16 protein-coding genes are annotated in these 18827 nt (G+C 53.8%); 10 read left to right on the top strand and 6 right to left on the bottom strand.

The window, feature by feature from the left end:
- Positions 1 to 35 precede the first annotated feature (35 nt).
- The 3 genes from thiC to CODIS_RS03715 all read left to right on the top strand — a co-directional run bounded on the left by thiC (position 36) and on the right by CODIS_RS03715 (position 4998).
- Positions 36 to 1925, top strand: coding sequence for a phosphomethylpyrimidine synthase ThiC (gene thiC, locus CODIS_RS03725; RefSeq protein ID WP_069121375.1), 1890 nt, complete (start codon positions 36 to 38; stop codon positions 1923 to 1925).
- A complete protein-coding gene (locus CODIS_RS03720; RefSeq protein ID WP_069121373.1) occupies positions 1922 to 2611 on the top strand; it encodes a pseudouridine synthase in 690 nt (229 codons plus the stop codon). Before thiC ends, CODIS_RS03720 begins: the two co-directional genes overlap by 4 nt.
- Before the next feature lie 275 nt (positions 2612 to 2886).
- Positions 2887 to 4998 (top strand): EAL domain-containing protein, encoded by a 2112-nt coding sequence (locus CODIS_RS03715; protein WP_069121372.1) that lies wholly within the window; start codon positions 2887 to 2889, stop codon positions 4996 to 4998.
- A gap of 456 nt (positions 4999 to 5454) precedes the next feature.
- Here CODIS_RS03715 and rapA read toward each other — a convergent pair whose 3' ends face one another.
- The gene (gene rapA / locus CODIS_RS03710; protein ID WP_069121371.1) at positions 5455 to 8328 is read right to left on the bottom strand and encodes an RNA polymerase-associated protein RapA; all 2874 of its coding nucleotides are present in this window, start codon (positions 8326 to 8328) and stop codon (positions 5455 to 5457) included.
- Between the two features lie 170 nt (positions 8329 to 8498).
- On the opposite strand from rapA, the gene CODIS_RS03705 reads away from it, so the two are divergent.
- The 4 genes from CODIS_RS03705 to CODIS_RS03690 all read left to right on the top strand — a co-directional run bounded on the left by CODIS_RS03705 (position 8499) and on the right by CODIS_RS03690 (position 11410).
- Positions 8499 to 9026, top strand: coding sequence for a YqhA family protein (locus CODIS_RS03705; RefSeq protein ID WP_201259005.1), 528 nt, complete (start codon positions 8499 to 8501; stop codon positions 9024 to 9026).
- Between the two features lie 244 nt (positions 9027 to 9270).
- Entirely contained in the window at positions 9271 to 9603 is a 333-nt protein-coding gene (locus tag CODIS_RS03700; RefSeq protein ID WP_305782083.1) for a c-type cytochrome, read from the top strand.
- Between the two features lie 190 nt (positions 9604 to 9793).
- On the top strand, positions 9794 to 10372 hold the full coding sequence (locus tag CODIS_RS03695) for a copper chaperone PCu(A)C (protein ID WP_235615119.1): 579 nt from the start codon (positions 9794 to 9796) through the stop codon (positions 10370 to 10372).
- 3 nt (positions 10373 to 10375) lie between these two features.
- Complete coding sequence (locus tag CODIS_RS03690; RefSeq protein WP_069121369.1) at positions 10376 to 11410, top strand: GDP-D-glucose phosphorylase 1 family protein; 1035 nt, start codon at positions 10376 to 10378, stop codon at positions 11408 to 11410.
- 28 nt (positions 11411 to 11438) lie between these two features.
- Here the strand turns inward: CODIS_RS03690 and CODIS_RS03685 are convergent, their stop codons facing one another.
- Positions 11439 to 11666: a hypothetical protein gene (locus CODIS_RS03685; protein WP_069121368.1), complete on the bottom strand. Its 228-nt coding sequence runs from the start codon at positions 11664 to 11666 to the stop codon at positions 11439 to 11441.
- Positions 11667 to 11834: 168 nt separating this feature from the next.
- Between CODIS_RS03685 and CODIS_RS03680 the strand changes: the two genes are divergently transcribed.
- The 3 genes from CODIS_RS03680 to CODIS_RS03670 all read left to right on the top strand — a co-directional run bounded on the left by CODIS_RS03680 (position 11835) and on the right by CODIS_RS03670 (position 15047).
- Positions 11835 to 12446 carry a c-type cytochrome gene (locus tag CODIS_RS03680; RefSeq protein ID WP_069121367.1) on the top strand — a complete coding sequence of 204 codons (612 nt, stop codon included), beginning with the start codon at positions 11835 to 11837 and terminating at the stop codon, positions 12444 to 12446.
- Positions 12447 to 12616: 170 nt separating this feature from the next.
- On the top strand, positions 12617 to 13420 hold the full coding sequence (locus tag CODIS_RS03675; RefSeq protein ID WP_069121366.1) for an endonuclease/exonuclease/phosphatase family protein: 804 nt from the start codon (positions 12617 to 12619) through the stop codon (positions 13418 to 13420).
- An 85-nt stretch (positions 13421 to 13505) separates the two neighbouring features.
- Positions 13506 to 15047 (top strand): GGDEF domain-containing protein, encoded by a 1542-nt coding sequence (locus CODIS_RS03670; protein ID WP_069121365.1) that lies wholly within the window; start codon positions 13506 to 13508, stop codon positions 15045 to 15047.
- A 56-nt stretch (positions 15048 to 15103) separates the two neighbouring features.
- Here CODIS_RS03670 and CODIS_RS03665 read toward each other — a convergent pair whose 3' ends face one another.
- From CODIS_RS03665 to CODIS_RS03650, 4 genes are all read right to left on the bottom strand, one after another.
- Complete coding sequence (locus tag CODIS_RS03665) at positions 15104 to 15679, bottom strand: hypothetical protein (RefSeq protein ID WP_069121364.1); 576 nt, start codon at positions 15677 to 15679, stop codon at positions 15104 to 15106.
- Positions 15676 to 16227, bottom strand: a complete 552-nt coding sequence (locus CODIS_RS03660) for a CreA family protein (protein WP_470259998.1) — start codon at positions 16225 to 16227, stop codon at positions 15676 to 15678. The genes CODIS_RS03665 and CODIS_RS03660 overlap by 4 nt, the downstream gene beginning before the upstream one ends.
- Before the next feature lie 385 nt (positions 16228 to 16612).
- Positions 16613 to 17002 (bottom strand): TusE/DsrC/DsvC family sulfur relay protein, encoded by a 390-nt coding sequence (locus CODIS_RS20390; protein ID WP_162420124.1) that lies wholly within the window; start codon positions 17000 to 17002, stop codon positions 16613 to 16615.
- Between the two features lie 696 nt (positions 17003 to 17698).
- Positions 17699 to 18466 (bottom strand): HAD-IIB family hydrolase, encoded by a 768-nt coding sequence (locus tag CODIS_RS03650; protein WP_069121512.1) that lies wholly within the window; start codon positions 18464 to 18466, stop codon positions 17699 to 17701.
- Between the last annotated feature and the right edge of the window lie 361 nt (positions 18467 to 18827).

The following is an 18827-nucleotide window of genomic DNA, read 5'->3' as shown; positions in this document are numbered from 1 at the left end:
CTCATCTTCGTCTCTGCCACAGCGAGGTTTCGAGCATGAGTGTAATCCCTGAAGATTTCATCAAAAAGACCACCACGCTTTCCGAAGCGGTGACCGGCTCCTTCTACAATTCTCGCAAAATCCATGTCGATGGCTCCCGCCCGGATATCCGTGTGCCGATGCGTGAAATCAGCCAGGAGGCGACAGCCGCCAGCTTCGGGGCGGAGGAGAATCCGCCGATCCCTGTCTACGATACTTCAGGCCCCTTCACCGATCCGGCGCAGAAGATAGATCTGCTCAAAGGGATGCCCGACCTCCGCTCCGGCTGGATTCAGGAGCGTGGTGACAGCGAGCAGCTTGACGGCCCCAGTTCGGAATACGGCCGGGTCCGGCAGAACGACCCGGCCCTTGCCCATCTTCGTTTCGAACATATTCATGCCCCGCGGCGGGCGAAACCCGGGAAAAATGTCACCCAAATGCACTATGCCCGCCAGGGAATCATTACCCCCGAAATGGAGTTCGTGGCTATCCGGGAAAATTGCCGCCTGCAGGAGCTGCGTGATGATCCGCGCTATGCCAAACTGCTGCGTCAGCATCAGGGTGAACCCTTCGGCGCCCGTATCCCCGATGAGATCACCCCGGAATTCGTGCGCGATGAAGTGGCGGGCGGACGGGCAATCATTCCCGCCAATATCAACCATCCCGAGTTGGAACCGATGATCATCGGCCGCAACTTCCGGGTCAAGATCAATACCAATATCGGCAACAGTGCCATTACCTCATCCATACAGGAGGAGGTGGAGAAGATGGCCTGGTCGGCCCGCTGGGGCGGCGATACCCTGATGGACCTCTCCACCGGCGAAAACATCCACGAAACCCGGGAGTGGATATTGCGCAACGCCCCCATGCCGATCGGCACCGTGCCCATCTACCAGGCGCTGGAGAAGGTCAACGGTAAAGCGGAAGAGCTGAGCTGGGAGATCATGCGCGATACCCTCATCGAGCAGGCGGAGCAGGGGGTCGACTATTTCACCATTCATGCCGGCGTATTGCTGCGTTATGTCCCTCTGACTGCCGAGCGGGTCACCGGCATCGTCTCCCGCGGCGGCTCGATCCTGGCCAAATGGTGCCTGGCCCACCATCAGGAGAATTTTCTCTACACCCACTTCGAGGAGATCTGCGAGATCATGAAGGCCTACGACGTGGCCTTCTCCCTGGGTGACGGTCTGCGTCCCGGCTGCCTGGCCGACGCCAACGATGCTGCCCAGTTCGGCGAACTGGAGACCCTGGGTGAGCTGACCAGGATCGCCTGGGAACACGACGTGCAGGTAATGATCGAGGGGCCGGGTCATGTGCCGATGCAGATGATCAAGGAGAACATGGACAAGGAGCTGCGGGACTGTTTCGAGGCGCCTTTCTATACCCTAGGCCCCCTGGTCACCGACATCTCCCCCGGCTACGACCATTTCAGTTCCGGAATCGGCGCTGCGCAGATCGGCTGGTACGGTACCGCCATGCTCTGCTATGTGACACCCAAGGAGCACCTGGGGCTACCCAACAAAGAGGATGTGCGCGAAGGGATCATTACCTACAAGGTTGCCGCTCATGCCGCGGATCTGGCGAAAGGCTTTCCCGGTGCCCAGTTGCAGGACAACGCCATGTCCAAGGCGCGATTCGAGTTTCGCTGGAGCGATCAGTTCGCCCTCAGCCTCGATCCCGAGAAGGCAATGGCATTTCACGATGAGACACTCCCCCACCAGGCCCATAAAGTGGCCCATTTCTGTTCCATGTGCGGGCCTCACTTCTGCTCCATGAAGATCACCCAGGATGTGAGGGAATACGCCCGCTCCCAAGGGGTTGGCGAGGACCAGGCGCTGCAACAGGGAATGCAGGAGAAGGCGGTGGAGTTCAAACAGCAGGGTGGTGAGATCTATAAGGAGCTATGAGACTTGATCGATATCTCTGCCAAACCACCGATCTGACCCGGTCCCAGGCGCGCAGCATCATCCGGGGGGGCAGGGTCAGTGTGGGGGGCGCTCCGGTCACACAACCCGCCAGCCAGGTGGATGTGCAGGCCGAGGTGACCCTCGACGACAGCTTGCTGTCCCCGCCTTTGCCACGCTATTTCATGCTCAACAAACCCCTGGGCGTGGTTTGCGCCACCCGCGATCCCAGTCAAAGGACGGTTCTGGATCTATTCGACGTCCCCAAGCGGAATGCGCTGCATATCGCAGGGCGGCTCGATATCGATAGCACGGGATTGGTGTTGGTTACCGACGACGGCCAATGGTCGCATCGAATCACCGCTCCCTCGAATCACTGCCCCAAAACATACCGTGTCACACTCGCTGAGCCGCTGACGGCGGAACAGGTCTCCGGCCTGGGGGCGGGTCTGTTGCTGAAGGGCGAAAGCAAACCCACAAAACCGGCAACCATCGAGAAGGTGTCGGAGCTTGTATTGCTCCTGACGATCACCGAAGGCAGATACCACCAGGTGAAGCGTATGTTTGCGGCACTGGGAAATCGTGTCGTGGCGCTGCACCGGCTGTCGATTGGAGGGCTGTCATTGGATCAGTCTCTCGTGCCGGGAGGGTATCGTTCATTGAAGCGACAAGAGATCGAACTGCTTTAACCATATGCCGCTCACTTCATCTAACCCCTGATTCACCATCGTGGATTAAAGTTCCAGTAAGGGTCGGCCGATCCTATATCAAGTCAACCTGCTTACGGGCAGGTCTTCGAATGCGGAATAATAAGGACAATGACCTGATGTTTCCTATCATTGTTAACCGCCTGATACGGCGGATAGATTCAGGAACTGAAGACCAGGCGCTGAAAGACTCGGCCGCTGCATATCTCATTGAGTATTTATGACTACGATATAAAGTTTTTTCGAGAGGTAAGGCCGTGCAGGGGAAGGGGTCAACAGAGGCACTGCAGACAGGGGTCTTTAGTCGGAGTGATCTGGTGCAGTTGCAGGAAGTGATCGACGCTTGCGATGTTGGGCTCTGCCTCATAAATAACGATCGCCGGGTGGTTGCCTGGAATCGACATCTATCTGACATTACCGGAAAGACGGATCAAGAGGCGCTCAGCGAACCGCTGGAAGCGCTTATCCCACAGCTGGCCGGACCCCGTTTCTTTAAAATGGTGCTCACTGCAGCGCAGTTGCCTCAATCCGATAGATCACTGCAGACCTATTTCTCCCTCTCCGGTTCCCGCCACTTATTCAGAATCGATGAGAATTGTTTTATTCGGGTCAGTGTCAAGCCGCTGATGATGCACCCGGGCTACTGTCTGGTGCAGATCAGTGAAATCGACTCAACGCTGGTCCAACGGGATAAGCTGACTACGAACACCATGGCGGAACAGCGGACTCGTGCGATGCTCTCATCTGTGGAAGATGCTGTCATTCTGCTCGATGCGTCTGGCGGGGTCGAATTTGCCAATCTGGCTGCGGAAGGGATGACAGGCTATTCCAACCGACAGATGACGGGACGTCGATTGACAGAGGTGTATCGGGTTTTCGACGAATCGGATATGGAGAAAAAACCGCTTCCATTTGAAAAGATCGTCGACAACGAAGGATGTCAGCTGGTGTTGATGCACAGAGAGGGCTTGAGTCTGCCGGTACAGCAATCGATTACCAGTCTCAAGGATGAAGCGGGGAATCTGGAGAGTATCGTGCTGGTTTTCAAAGACACCAGTCAATCAAGAAAACTGGCGGCGCAGTTGAGCTGGCAATCGAGTCATGATCCGGTAACCCGGCTCTACAACAGAACCGAATTTGATCGTCAATTGACCGCTTTATTGGAGCAGTCCGGGATAGAGGACTGTGTGCATTGCCTGCTCTATCTCGATATTGACCGCTTCAAAATCGTCAATGATAACTGTGGCCATGCCGCAGGCGATGAATTGCTGCGTCAACTGGCCAGTCTGATCAAACGTTCCATCCGTAACAGCGATCTGCTGGCCAGATTGGGCGGAGATGAGTTCGGCATACTGTTGTCACAGTGTTCCATTGATGCGGCTGAGCGGATCGCGGACAGCATTCGTCTTTCAATCCAGGGTTTTCGCTTTGTCTATGGAGATAAGAGCTTTTCGCAAAGTGTCAGTATCGGCATGGTACCGATCGACAATCAGAGCAATAATCTGGAACAGATTTTGAGTTTGGCGGATTCGGCCTGCTTCTCCGCCAAGGAAGAGGGCAGGAACCAAATCCATATCTACGACCCTCTCGGGAGTTCTGCCGCCAGGCGGCACGGTGAGGCGAAATGGGTAACCCATATACGTAGCGCGCTGGATGAAGACCGTTTCACGCTCTATGTACAGCCCATTAAGTCGATCAACAACAAAGCAGCAGAGCATGTGGAAGTATTGATTCGCATGTTGGACGAGTCGGGTGAATTGATCCTTCCCGGGGCCTTTATTCCAGCGGCGGAGAGGTTCGGTCTGATGCCGAATGTGGACCGCTGGGTGATCGATCGACTTATACGCTATATGGTTGATAATCGGGAGGTGTGTCTCGCGGCGGGACGGCGTTTTTTTATCAATTTGTCGGGCCACTCTTTATGTGATGAAAATGTCCTACAGATGATCCTTGACAGAATTAAAAGTTATGACATTCCAAAGGGGATGCTCTGTTTCGAAGTCACCGAAACAGCGGCCATATCCAATCTGACCTCAGCCGAGCACTTCATGCGGACGCTGCAGCGTTTCGGCTGTGAATTCGCTCTGGACGACTTCGGCAGCGGCCTCTCATCTTTCAGCTATCTCAAGCATCTGCCGGTGGAGTATCTGAAGATTGACGGGGCGTTCGTCAAAGAGATGCTCGATAACCTAATCGATGATTCGATGGTGGATGCTATCAACCGGATCGGGCATATCATGGGATTGGAGACTATCGCGGAGTTTGTGGAAAACGACAGCGTTTTGCATCGCCTGAAAGATATCGGAATCGATTACGCCCAGGGCTATGGCATCTGCCGGCCATACCCCATCGAGAAACTCTTCGAGTAGGTGAGTTCAGCACACAACTATTGCTTCTCTTATAGTCTTTCCCGGCTGCCCACTTTGTTCAGTTAACTGGTCACTCACGATACTCAGCCGCCGGTCAGGTGATCGTGATCTTTGCAAACAAGCCGCAAATACTCGCCAAATAGTTCTAAGTCCGCAAATGAACGCAAATCTATCTATTAACTCTCCAACAAAGTTGATTGGATGGACCCAATCTTACAGTTTATGCAACACCCTTTTCCGATTGAGTGTGTCACGAGACCTGTGATGACTGTCTCACCTAAGCTTTTTGATTAAACCGCTAAGATTGTGTCTATTCGCGTATATTTGCGGATTATTAATATTATGCGTCAATTTGCGGCCTGCATACACAGCACCCTCAGTGACGGAGAAGTAGGCTAAAGCAGATAGTTGAGCATGATGGGTAATCGGGTTGCTTTTTACGTAAACAGTTTCGGGTCACAACGTGACAATCAGGCGCACTGCATCCAGACGCACCCTGGCGGCCTGCAGATGCTTATGTAGCGCAAGGCCCTGATCCTGCATCAGGCGGATCTCCTCCTCGCGTATTCCCGGGTTGTGTTTCCTGAGTGCCATCATCCGTTGTATCTCTTCCGTGTAGTGCTCCATCATCCCGTTAACGGCACTGTTTTTTAGTGGCTCCATGCTGTGATGGGCTGCGGTTTCAGTTTGCTCGACCATTGCTCTTATTTGTTGACGGTAACTATTGATGACCGGTAGCAGGGTCTGTGTCTCCAGGGGCTGGGCATTCTCCAGCAGATCGTCGCAACCGATCAGTTGATCCCATCGCTTGCCGTTGGCATCGAGCAGGATGCGGATCAGTGTCGGTGGCAGGAATCGGGCGACATGCAGTTTGCGCGGAGCCAGACACTTGACCACGAACAGGGACTCCAACAGAAGCTGTCCCGCTTTCAGTTTGGCATGCTTGCTGGCGAGAGCAGTGCTGTTACCGGTCTGCTGACCGATGACATGTTCCATAGCCCCGCTGACCAGGGGATGTTCCCAGGTCAACAGTTGACGCTCCTCATGGGCAAGGGCATCGCTGCGACTGTAGGTAGCCGTCATCCCCTCACTTGGCAGGCCTGGCAGCTGACCGGCGATAACCTGTTCCCCAGGACGCAGAATAAAGCCTGATCCCAGCTCCTCTGTGTCGATATTGTAACTGTTGAACAGTTGCTCGAGATAGTTGCGCAGATGATGGGATCGGTCTTGCGCCCGCAGCTCCTTGACCAGCCAGCTGGCAGTGGGCTCACGGCAGGCGCCCAACTCCAGCAGATGGTCGCGACCCTGCTGCAGGCGGAGTTGGGTCGCCTCCCTGAGTTGTCGCGTCTCTTCCAGGAGCCGTTCCAGATTGCCCTCCCCAGCGATACCCTCGAGTGATTCCCATAGTACCGGACTGAGCTGTTTGTACAGTTCATGGGCGCCAGGCACCGGGTGGCTGAAGGCATCCAGTCCATCCCTGTACCAATGCAGCAGAACCGATTGCGGACCCGGTTCCAGATAGGGGAGATGAATTCGTACGGTCTCTTTCTGGCCGATCCGGTCGAGTCTGCCAATACGTTGCTCCAAAAGATCCGGATCGAGCGGGAGATCGAAGAGGATCAGGTGGTGGGCGAATTGAAAGTTGCGCCCCTCGCTCCCGATCTCGGAGCAGATCATCAACCTGGCCCCCTCCGGGTCGGCGAACCAGGCTGCAGAACGATCACGCTCGATGATGCTCATCCCCTCGTGAAACAGGGCGGCGCCGATCCCGGTCTGCACCCTGATGGCCTCCTGCAGCTCGATAGCGGTCTCGGCATGGGCGCAGATCAGCAGGTATTTCCTGGAAACATGTTGTTTCAGCTGCTCGATCACCCATGCAACCCGGGGATCGACAAGCCACCAGGCGGGGTGTCCCCGGTCGGCATGTAAACGTTCAGGGGTAAGGCTCAGCTCCGCGGGAACATCGCTTTCTATCCCTGCCCCCTCATATTCCACAGGCAAGGGTAGTGGGTAGCTGTGCAACTCCCGTTTAGGGAAGCCGCTGACACCGGCGCGGGTGTTTCGAAACAGCACACGACCGGTACCGTGTCGATCAAGTAACATTGAAATCAGGGTTTCCCTGGCCGTATCCCGCTGTGCTTCATCGGTATCGTTCTCTTCGAGCAGGGTCAGGAGGGGTTGTTGTTCACTCTCGTCCAGGATATCCCACAGTTGACTTGCAGCCGCCTTCGTTATCCTGTTGTGCCGGAGCAGTTGCTCGACAGCCTCTGCAACAGGCTGGTAGTGGTGCTCCTCCTCCTGAAACGCCTGCAAATCGTAGTAGCGATCCGGATCGAGCAGTCGCAGACGGGCGAAGTGTCCTGCCCGCCCCAACTGTTCCGGCGTGGCGGTCAGAAGCAGCACTCCCGGTGTTTTAAGCGCCAGGGCCTCAACCAGTAGATACTCGGCACTGGGATCGTCTGCGGACCAGGTCAGATGGTGCGCCTCGTCCACAATCAGCATATCCCAGCCACCATCCAGGGCCTGGCTGAGGCGTTGAGTATTGTGATGAAAAAGATCAAGGCTGCAGAGCACCAGCTGCTCAGCGTGGAAGGGGTTATCGGCCTGTCCCGAATCCTGGATAGCCTGGCAGGTCTCCTCATCGAATATGCGAAACTTGAGATTGAAACGCCGTAACAGTTCCACCAGCCATTGGTGTACCAGGGGGTCGGGTACCAGGATCAGGGCTCGGCTTGTGCGCCCTGTCATGAGTTGATGGTGCAGTATCAGGCAGGCCTCGATGGTCTTGCCAAGTCCCACCTCGTCGGCCAGCAATACCCGAGGATTTGGCCGGTTGGCCACTTCGTGGGCGATATATAGCTGATGAGGGATCAGATCGATCCTGGGTCCGCCCAGGCCGAGTATGGGGGACTGCAGGTGTCGTCCGAACCGGCGCAGTGTGTGATAGCGCAGATTGAACCAGTGGGGTGGGTCGATCTGGCCTGCGGAGAGGCGCTGCTGGGGCTGGTCGATACGCAGTGAGTCGTTCAGGTCCGCTTCTGCCAGTGAGGCCTGGCTGCCGGTCTGATCTTCTCCCAGATAGTTGAGGCAGCCGTTCTTCTCGATCACGCGGGAGACCAGCAGCGTGTCACCATCACGGCTTTCAACCCTGTCTCCGACCGAAAAGGCGACCCGTGTCAGGGGAGCCCCTTGTCGGGCGTAAACCCGGGTTTCTCCCACTGCGGGAAAATGGATGGAGACGGTGCGTCCTTGGCACTCAACGACACTGCCCAAACCCAGCTCCGATTCGCTATCACTGATCCAGCGCTGGCCGGGTAAGAAAACTGGCATTTGGGTATGATCCTGGCAAAAAAGAGGCAGATGATATCATTTCACTGTTTTTGATCCAGTGCGACGTTGTCTGTTCGTGCGGCCTGCGGATGGTTTTGGGGCGGGAAAAGACTTGAGTCTGGACGGCAGCTGGGAATAATAGTCCGACGACAAACTGAGTGTGGTGAATTGTGGAAAAGAAGTTTGAAAAGATTCTCTGGAGCAGCCGGCTTGTAGTCCTGGCTGCCGTTGTGGCAAGCATGGCTGCGGCCATCGCAATGTTCTATATGGCCTCGGTGGACGCTGTCTACATGATCTCTCACCTCGGAGATTACGCCTCCCCTTCGCTGAGCGCAGAGCAAAGGATCGATTTACGATCCTCCACTGTTACCCATGTGGTGGAGATCGTGGACGGTTATCTGCTGGCTACGGTACTACTGATTTTCTCCCTCGGCCTATATGAACTGTTCATCAGTAAAATCGAATACGCTGAGAACTCTGAGAGTGCCTCGAATGTTCTGATGATCACCAGTCTGGATGATCTCAAGAGCCGGTTGGCGAAGGTCGTGATGATGATTCTGGTGGTGCGCTATTTTGAGTTTGCGCTGAGCATGGAATTCTCCACGCCCATGGATCTCCTGCAATTTGCGGGTGGTATCGCCCTGCTTGGATTGGCGCTTTATCTGGCCCATTTAGCAGACAAGGATGGTGCTCATTGATTTGCCTGATCTTTGTAACAAGTTGATTGCTAAATGGAATTTCATGACTGTGAGTGTGTCATTAAGTTGTTGTCAATGGGGTAAAGTGTGTTGTGATTTAATGTAAACTAACCCGATTGATAATTGTCTTTGATAGCCAATGGTGGTCCATTTACTTTATAATCCGCCGGGTTTAAGGGAAGGGTGATACTGTTCCCTTCAGGTGTGTGAGTGATAACTGTTTGAATTTAGAGGATAATACCTGATGAATAAGATGAATAAGATGAAGATGATGCTACTGGCAACCAGCGCGACAGTTCTGTCTCTGGGCGCCGTGGCAACTGCTAGCGCTGATCCTGTGGCACTCGCGACTCAACGTGGCTGCATGGCCTGCCACCAGCTTGAAACCAAGGTAGTCGGACCTGCTTACAAAGAGGTCGCTGCCAAATATAAGGGCCAGGAAGGTGCCGCCGAGATGCTGGCCGCAAAGGTTAAGGCGGGTGGATCCGGTGTATGGGGTCCTGTACCTATGCCGCCTAATGCGCATGTCAGTGATGAAGACATCAAGGTCATCGTTGACTGGCTGTTGACGCTCTGATCCAGAACGTCCTTCCAAATTGGATGTCGGAAAAGCGCCTGCTCCAGTGTCAGGCGCTTTTTTTTGTTCAAATAAACAGAAATTGCGATCTATCGGATAGGTCAAATGACACGTCTTGTGTCAAATGGCCTATAAATGTCATGAATTGACATAATTTACTTCGATTTGGATTGCCTTGGAGTAGGCATTGATGTCATTCTCGTCAGCTTTTGAGTCAGCCATATACGGCTACTTCCGTCGAAGATTGATTGAAGATAGTGATACGCACGAGGAGTTCAGCAAGATGTCCTGTTTCAAACGTTTTTCTCTAGTCGGATTGTTTCTCATCTGTGCCGGTCAGGCAGCTGTCGCGGGGAATGTCGCTGACGGTATTATGGTGGACGATCCCTATGTCAGGGCTGTTCCGCCGGGTCAGCCGAACTCTGCATCTTTCATGGGTTTGCACAATATGGGCAAAGAGGGGAGTGCCTTGACGGCTGCCAGCAGTCCTGCCGCAGAAGTGGTGGAGTTGCATACCCATACCATGGAAGAGGGGATGATGCGTATGCGCAAGGTGGAGAAGATTGATCTGCCTGTTGGCGAGATGGTCAAGTTGCAGCCCGGTGGGCTGCATTTGATGCTGATCGGTCTGAAGCAGAAACTGGTCCAGGATGAGAAGGTGTCGTTGACGCTGACCTTCGAGGATGGATCGAGCCTGCAAGTGGATGCCCCGGTGCGTAAATTGCAGATGCGCATGAAACAGGATGGCCACCAGCGCCATATGCATTGATAGTTGACTACTGCGCCTCCCTTTAACTCCCTTGAGGTACTGAAACAGGCGTTTACTTCCGGGTTGCAGCGGTTGCTGAGCAATCCCGGTCTCGGCAGCTACATCCTGGTGCATGCCAACGCCTGTTTTGATACTGATATCTATCAGATACTCAAGCGGGATTTGGCTCACCGTTTCGATAACCTGTCCGCATACTGCCGGGAAGCCTTGAGCGGAGGCCGTGAACTGGCTGGCGCCGAGGATGATCAACTGGTCTTCCTGAAACTGATGGCGATCGGATTCGAGGGTATACAAGCCACCGAATTTCGCGAATCGGGGGAGTGGGAGCTGCAGTTCAATCACGTTCGGGCATTTCGGCCCTCTCGCATGAGCCGTCAGCCGGTGCAGGGAATCAGTCGTCCCTTCGACCCAAACGGTTTCAACTTCAATAAGCCCTATCTTCGTAAAGAGGTCCTCTGGGCGGGGGAGTTGCGGGGGAATGAGGTCGAACTGCTCTATAATAAATTCCCCTTCGCACCGCTGCATGGGTTGCTGGTACCGGACAGGCGTGCCCGACATCCACAACTGTTGAGTGCCGGATACCATGACTATGTCTGGTCCCTGGCAGAGGAATTGGGGTCAGGATTGCCGGGGCTGGGTATCGCCTACAACAGCTATGGTGCCTACGCTTCCGTTAATCACCTTCATTTTCAATTCTATGTGCGCTCATCTCCTTTGCCTATTGAAAGGGCGTGTTGGCACCATAATGGTGGTAGATTGCATTACCCCCTGTCGTGCGAGGTGTTCAGCTCTGCAGCTGCGGCCTGGGCGCATATACGGACACTGCATGAACGGAAGACCAGTTATAATCTGATCTTTCGGCCAGGCCGACTCTACTGCCTCTCACGCAAACGGCAAGGTCATTATCAGCATGCGCCCTGGACGAATGGTTTTGCCTGGTATGAACTCGCCGGCGGTATTACCACATTCAGTCGATCAGATTTCGAAACCCTGGATGGCATGGCGATCGAGCAGGAGATGGGTAAGCTCAGGGTGTGAGCGGGATTCGTGGGGGATGGGGCAGTGACTATAACCATCTCAACAGGTAATAGAGGCGAAATCCTTCGGACGAGCGTGAAGGCCCCATCACCTCCGCTGCGTGACGGTCTTTCTGCTCAGAGGCGGCTGCCAGGGCATCTTCAGCGCTGGCGAACGGTTGTACGCAGTTTTCCGGGAAGCGCTTGCGGCGTTGGCTGGGGGTGTAGATAACCGCGTAACAGCGCTTCACGATGGTTTGGTCGGGGTCTTTCTGCATAGATAGAACCTATGGCGAATCGGAGTGTCTGATTTTGACCTTTATTAGAAAATTCTGCTATAGTTTCGCAGCTTTTTTGGTGGCTTTCGAGGTTTCCTCCGATGGGAGTGTGGGACAGCAAAGCTCGGAATTTCAACATATCCAGCAGAATTTAGAGCAGGATTGATCATGAATAAATGGTTCATAACCGCAATTATCGCCCTTAGCATCGGTTTCAACCTGGCCCATGCCGCCGGGAATGCAGATGAGGGAAAAAACAAGGCTGCAATCTGTGCAGGATGCCATGGCGCTGATGGGAATAGCCCTATCAATCCCCTGTGGCCGAAAATTGCGGGACAGTCTCCAAGATACATCGAGAAGCAGATCAAGGACTTTAAATCGGGCGCCCGTGTCGATCAAACCATGTCACCGATGGCAATGCCGCTCTCCGATCAGGATATTGCAGACCTGGCTGCCTACTACTCCAGTCAGAAACGGCAGATCGGTGAGGCTGCAGCGGACAAGGTCAGAACCGGCGAAGCGATCTATAGGGCCGGGAATTTAGAGACCGGCGTGGCTGCCTGCATGGCCTGCCACGGCCCTGCTGGATCAGGTAACCCGCAAGCCAACTTTCCTGGTATAGCCGGTCAGCATGCTCCCTATGTGGAAAAGGCGCTGAAAGATTTTCGTGACGGCAAGCGCACCAACGATGCGAGCAAGATGATGCAGGGAGTTGCGTCCCGTATGAGTGACGAAGAGATGGCGGCGGTTGCCCAGTATGTACAGGGTTTGAGCAGGTAATCACCATTTTCGTACCGATAACCGATACAATAAGGCGGCTTATGGCCGCCTTTTTACGTTTGCATGCTATTGTATTAGCAACTTGTGCGATGACACTCAAGTTTTAAGCCTGTGTTGCCGTAAAGACTAGTGCAGTCGAGGTAATAATCAAAACACGCGCCAGTATAACGATGCACAATCAAATCATTCAGAACCAGTCCATGCTGGACGGTGCAGACAGACTGCGCCTGCTCAGCTACAACATACAGGCCGGCGCCGATACCAGGCGCTACCATGAGTATGTCACCCGTGGCTGGAAACAGATGCTGCCGCATAAGCAGCAGCTGGGGAACCTGAATCGGATTGCGCATCTGTTGAAGGATTTCGATGTGGTGGGGCTGCAGGAAGTCGATTCAGGCAGTCTGCGCAGCGGTTTTATCGACCAGACCGCCTATCTGGCCGAGCATGCGGGCTTTCCCTACTGGTACCGGCAGGTGAATCGAAAGTTGGGCAAGCTGGCTCAACATAGCAACGGTGTGCTCAGCCGGGTTGAGCCGAGCATCATTTCAGAGTACCGACTGCCCGGATTACCTGGCCGTGGTGCCGTGTTGATGGAGTTTGAGACCAACGAGAAGCCGTTGGGTATCTGCATGATGCACCTGGCATTGGGCCGTCGGGCACGTCTGCGTCAGCTCTCCTATGTCAGTGATCTGGTATCTCACTACTCACATCTGGTATTAATGGGGGATTTCAACTGTGGCTGCAGTTCTCAGGAATTTCGCTACCTGATCGAACGGACCAACCTGCAAGGCAGTCCCTGCGACATGATGACCTTCCCCAGTTGGCGCCCGAGTCGCAAGCTGGACCATATCCTGGCCTCGCCCACCCTGAAAGTGGCCAAGTCGGAAGTGCTCAACTATGCACACTCGGACCACTTGCCGGTCAGTCTGGAGATCGAATTGCCGAAAGATGTTGTGCTGCCCATGGCCGCATGAGGGATTTCCTCGACAATACCTGGATTTGGTTGCTGACAGCATTACGGTTACGCTTTACATACTCTCGCGAGAATGGCGATAAGCGATGAATGAGAAAGACTGGAAAGAGCGATACGAAGATCTACTGCGCCAACATGAAAGCGAGGATGAAGCCAACCGCGAGCTGAAGGAGTTACTGACTCGCACCATCATACGCTTGACCCTTGCAGCCAACGGTCTCGATTCCCGCCTGGACCCCCACCTGAAGGGGGTCCGTGACGCTGTCCGCGGTGGTGTCAACGATAAACTGAAGAGTAAACTGAATGCTCTGTCGGACGGATTGCTCCACTTCTCGGAAGATGCCGGTGAAGAGGATGTCGATACGACAGGCGACTACATCAAGCTGCTCAATTCCCTCCAATTAAACAAAAAAGAGGCACAGGAAGCGGCTGGGCTTATGCATCAGCTGGCCGATGATCCGTCACAGATGGAAATTGGTCAGTTCTCCCGATTGGTTCAGCTCTTGAGCAGAGAACAGCCCGTAAAAGTGAAAAAGACAGGGTTGTTCGAACGTCTGCTGGGTGGACCTCAAGGTGAACATGAGCAGGGGCCGAAACCTAATGATATTCTGCTCAATCTACTGGAGCAGGCCTCGTGGCCGGGGCATTGGGGAGATGAAATCAATCAATTGAAACGGCGTCTCGACGGAAAGGCATCAACCGATGCCTGGTCGGAAGTCCTGCGTGATCTGCTCGAACTCTCGGCAAAATCCTATGGCCAGGTTCAGATGGAGATCAAAGAGGCAGAGGATTTTCTGGAAGAATTGACCCAGCGCCTGCAGGATCTGGGTGTGCATCTGCAAAGTGCCCACGATGGACGAAATCAGATTATCGAGCACGGTCGGAGTTTGAGCGAGAAGGTGACCGGCCATGTCGGTGATCTGGGTGAAAGTGTCCAGGCGGCGACCGATCTGCAACAGTTGAAGACGGCCGTGCGTGACCGCTTGAGCCTTATCCAGAGTAATATCGATGACTACCTTCAGGAAGAGAAACAGTGGCACCGAAAAACCGAAGCGAGTGAGCAGGAGTTGAAACATCGGTTGGCGAAACTGGAGAAGGAGTCCAGCGAATTGCGCTCACGCATGGTCGAGGCCCATCATATGGCGCTGATTGATGCCGTGACAGGATTGCCCAACCGCCTGGCCTACGAAGAGCGGGTGGAGCAAGAGTATGCCCGCTGGAAGCGATTCAACGACCCTCTCTGTATGCTGGTCTGGGACATCGATGATTTTAAATCGATCAATGATCGCTTTGGTCATCAGGCCGGAGATAAGGCCCTGCGGGTCATCGCAAAGAGTCTTCAGTCACGCCTCAGAGTAACTGACTTCATTGCCCGCTATGGTGGTGAGGAGTTCGTCTGCCTGCTTTGCGGTACCAAAGGTGGCGAGGCATTGAAGGTGGCTGATGAGATGCGCAGGTCGGTGGAGACCAATGGCTTTCATTCAGCCGGAAAACCGGTTCCGGTGACCATTTCGTGCGGTATCGCGCCCTTTACCGGGAGTGATTCAATCGATAGCGTGTTTTTACGGGCGGACAAGGCCCTCTATGAGGCGAAGAAGGCCGGTAAAAACCGTTGTCAGTTGGGTTAAGCGTCGGCAACAAATCAGAGCCCAGGGGACAAAGCCCGGGATGTTCAACCCGGAGATCATATCTGCTGATAGAAATAGCGCCACGGATGCCCAATGCAAGCCAGTTCCAAAGCCGTGAGCAGTGTGGGTGATGGGATCGCTTCCTGGGGGAAGATGTTTTCCACAAATAGAAACAGGCGTCCGCAACCTGCGCTCTGCCTGAAGTCGTAGGTAAACGGATCCTGGCGGTGACCGCAATGGGGACAGCCGACCTTGCAGCTGTCATTACCCGTCAGGCAGGATTCGAAGCTGTCACGCCACTCACTCAATCGTTTGCGGCAGGCCTCGCAACGAGGGGGCTGAGTGTTTGTGCCGCAAAGCAATTTGGGGCGGGGGTAAGGGCCGTCTTGTAATAGGTGGCAGAAAGGTTCGCCAGACGCATCCGCTTGCAAGCGGATATAGGGAGAGCACCCCATGAAGGTCACCAGCTGCATGAAATGTTCCCCCAGCAGATATCCCGGGCCACTCTCCAGGGCACCTTCTATCAAACCTATCTCATGTAGTTTGGTGAGGATAGCTTCAGGATCATCAGGCAGCAGATAGGGATCTTCCGGTGTCAGCACCAGGCGACCGGTATGCAGCGGTTGGTTCATTGGCTGTTCGGGCCGGGTACCGGGAGTGGTGCCGGTCGATAGAGTGGAACCGCTGTGATGCTGTTTTTCGGCGAGCCATCCACCAGTTTATCGCTGTAAGTCATATAGACCAGGGTATTGCGTTTTTCATCATAGAACCTGACAACCTGCATCGTTTTGAACAAAATGGATGTGCGTTGTTTAAAGACCTCTTCACCATCCCGTGACTTGTTCAGAATGTCTGCGGCCAGCTTCACCGGACCCGTCTGTCGGCAGGCGATCGAGGCGTCTGAGGTGTCCTCTGCAATACCGATGGCGCCACCGACGCCTCCTGTTTTAGCCCTGCTCAGATAGCAGGTGACACCGGGAACAGCCGGATCATCGAAGGCCTCGATGATAATTTTATCGTTGGGACCGACAACCCGGAATTTGGTACTCACCTGCCCCAGCTCTTCCCCTTGCAGCAGAGAGGAAAAGAGCATAAACAGCAGCGCGGCCGGAATGGTGTAACGCCTCGGACGGTCTGGATTGTGTGTGGGCTGTAGTGCGACTTGCGGCTTGAGAGTCATGGTTCAAGGTTTTTTGTCCCGATTGTTCAGGGCCAGCTGGGATGAATCCAATCAGTTCTGCCGGGGCCGTTTTTCATCCAGCAAAGTGGAATGAGCGAATGATAACACCGCCGGGCGTGAAAATGGTCCCAGTGCTTTGGGTTGCGCCCCGAAGGAAGTGCCCTTGGGGTGTGTCTGAAAGAGGCGTCACCCTGTGTGGTCCGTTGTTCAGTTGGATATTTCCAAACTATACCACGCCATCACAGGTGTTTTATCAGGCACGACAGAGCCGGATGAATCAGTGTTAACAGTGCCTAGGAAAGAGTACACGAATCCCTGAGCAAGGCGCCCCTGTGATACTACTGCTCATGTTGCCGGGTAACGCCAGACTGTGAAGGTCTGTCGACTACAGGCAGCTGCGTCCGACAGGCCTTGTCAGGCCAGCAAAACGGCATGCCATCTTTGCGCCACCGGGAAAAAGGGTCTCAATATAGCGTTTGGTCCAGCGGCAATCGTTTTGGTCCTTGCACAGATTGCGGGCCAGGATCGGTATCTCCGGTGCGATCTCATACTCTTTGTAAAAACGATGCAGAAAATCGATCAACAACCAATGTTCTTCGGTCAGTTTTACACCAGCGGCTTCTGCTAGGGCTTCAGTCACTGCAGGACTCCAGTCATCGAAGTCGATTAGATACCCTTCATCATCAATGGCGATCATCCGACCGTCTACTTCGATGGTCCTGTTAGCCTTTACCGCCTCAAGCGGATCGGCTATATCGGGGTGTTCAAGCCTCATGTTGGTCTCCTTGGTGTGCATTTTGCCGTGTTTTTTGTTGTTGTTGTCTTTTAAAAATAGCAGGATAAACCGGTGATTTTCTAACCCGATGTTGATGTAAATCAACTCTTTTATACTTAAGAGATATTGAATATAGTAGGTTTCTATAACCAATTGTTCATAAAAAGATTTTTTGGGTCAGTAGGCTATTAATCCGCAGCATTATTTCTCCACGGAAATTGTGCCGACCCGGCATCAGGCATTGGCCGGAAGTTAATGGGAGTGCGTCATAGATCAATTCGATGATCCTGTGCCTGGTTATTTACGGAGACGTATTTCCGCTCCAACTCTTCAATGGGAGGGCTGGTGAGTCGATGAGGATTGTGAAATCGAAACCTTGAACGAGGGTGCCATGCTAGGGCCTGTTAACACTAATCCAATCGGCCCTGCTGGGACTATTTTTTTGTCCAGCAAGGCAGAATGGGCGAGGTGTAGTTACGCTACATGAGCGAATGATAACGCCGCTGGGCGGAAAAATAGCCCCAGCCCTTCGGGTTGCGCCCCGAAGGAAGTGCCCTTGGGGTGCGCCTGAAAAAGCGCCACTCGGCGTTGCTTGTCGTTCATTTGGAGTGACCAAACCTCTCTCCTCGCGCCTTGATTGGCGTTTTTTCAGGCACAACAGGGCCGATTGGATTAGTGTTAACAGGCCCTAGGGTCTCATGCCTGTTGCAACAGATGGTGAATCGCCTGATTCCAACCAGCAGGGCCGGGTAGCTCAGTGACTATGGCATCAGGTCGTTGTTCAAGTGTGATATGAGTGCCGTCAGGTTTGCGTACTATGATCGGAATATCGACTGCCAGCAGCATCTCCCGATCAATGTTGCTGTCACCCAGGCCTAGGGTTTTGGTGACAGCATATCCGTTCCGCTTCAGATGTCTGGTCACATATCCGATAGCCTTGCCTTTGTCCGTATCACCCAACAGGTGGTGGAATCGGTCACCTTGTAAAAGTCGCAAACCAGCATGGGTGACATCCAGCCGGAACTGACTTAGTCCGGCATCGCTGCCTTGCCAGAAAAACGCCTCTGAACCGAGTCTGTGCATGGCGAGCTGCGCCATCTCCTTTTCCAGTCCGGTATATGCCATGACCTCATCCACGGTCATGTCTCCGAATCCCAGGGTGTCGTAGCTGGGATTTGTCCGGCTATCGACGAGAAAATCACGGATCTGCAGATAACCTGGAGGAGCAATCTGTGGGGCCTCACCGGGATAGATGATAACGGCGCCATTCTCACCGATCATGGGCCCTTCGAGTCTAAGTCTTTGCATTAAAACAGCAAGTTCAGCATAGGTCTTGCTTGACGTGGGGATGACCGGAATATGCTGTTCTCTGAGCCGCTGCAGCGCGGGTAGCGCCTCATGATGATCGTGACTATTGGGATCCAATAGTGTGCCGTCAAGATCTGTGAATACAAGCCATCCCATTGTCATTGCTCGAAATTCTATACCTTCTGAGGGATCAAATCAGGTGTGCTGTATAAAGCCCACAGTCATACAGTGCGCATTAGCATACCTTGAGAATGGTATATCTGAATGATCTGGCGCAATTGACTGACTATTCGTCACACCGCAGGATCGGGTGAATATTAACCGAGCACCTGAATTGCGATAATCATGCACTGAAAAAAAAAAGGAGGGTGGATGAAATCCATGCCCGGCCTTTGGGATGAGATCTGATACCAATGCGGCTGTCACGAAACGCCATATACCCTGATATTGCTAAATTACATGTTTAAGCTACTCCATCGGCAGCTATCATTATATCCTTGTCGGGCTTAGGGCCTGT

The sequence above is a fragment of the Candidatus Thiodiazotropha endolucinida genome (assembly GCF_001715975.1).
In the GTDB taxonomy this organism is placed as follows: Bacteria; Pseudomonadota; Gammaproteobacteria; order Chromatiales; family Chromatiaceae; genus Thiodiazotropha; species Thiodiazotropha endolucinida.
The sequence above is the reverse complement of the archived record's forward strand: the minus strand, read 5'-3'. Positions and strand labels throughout refer to the sequence as shown.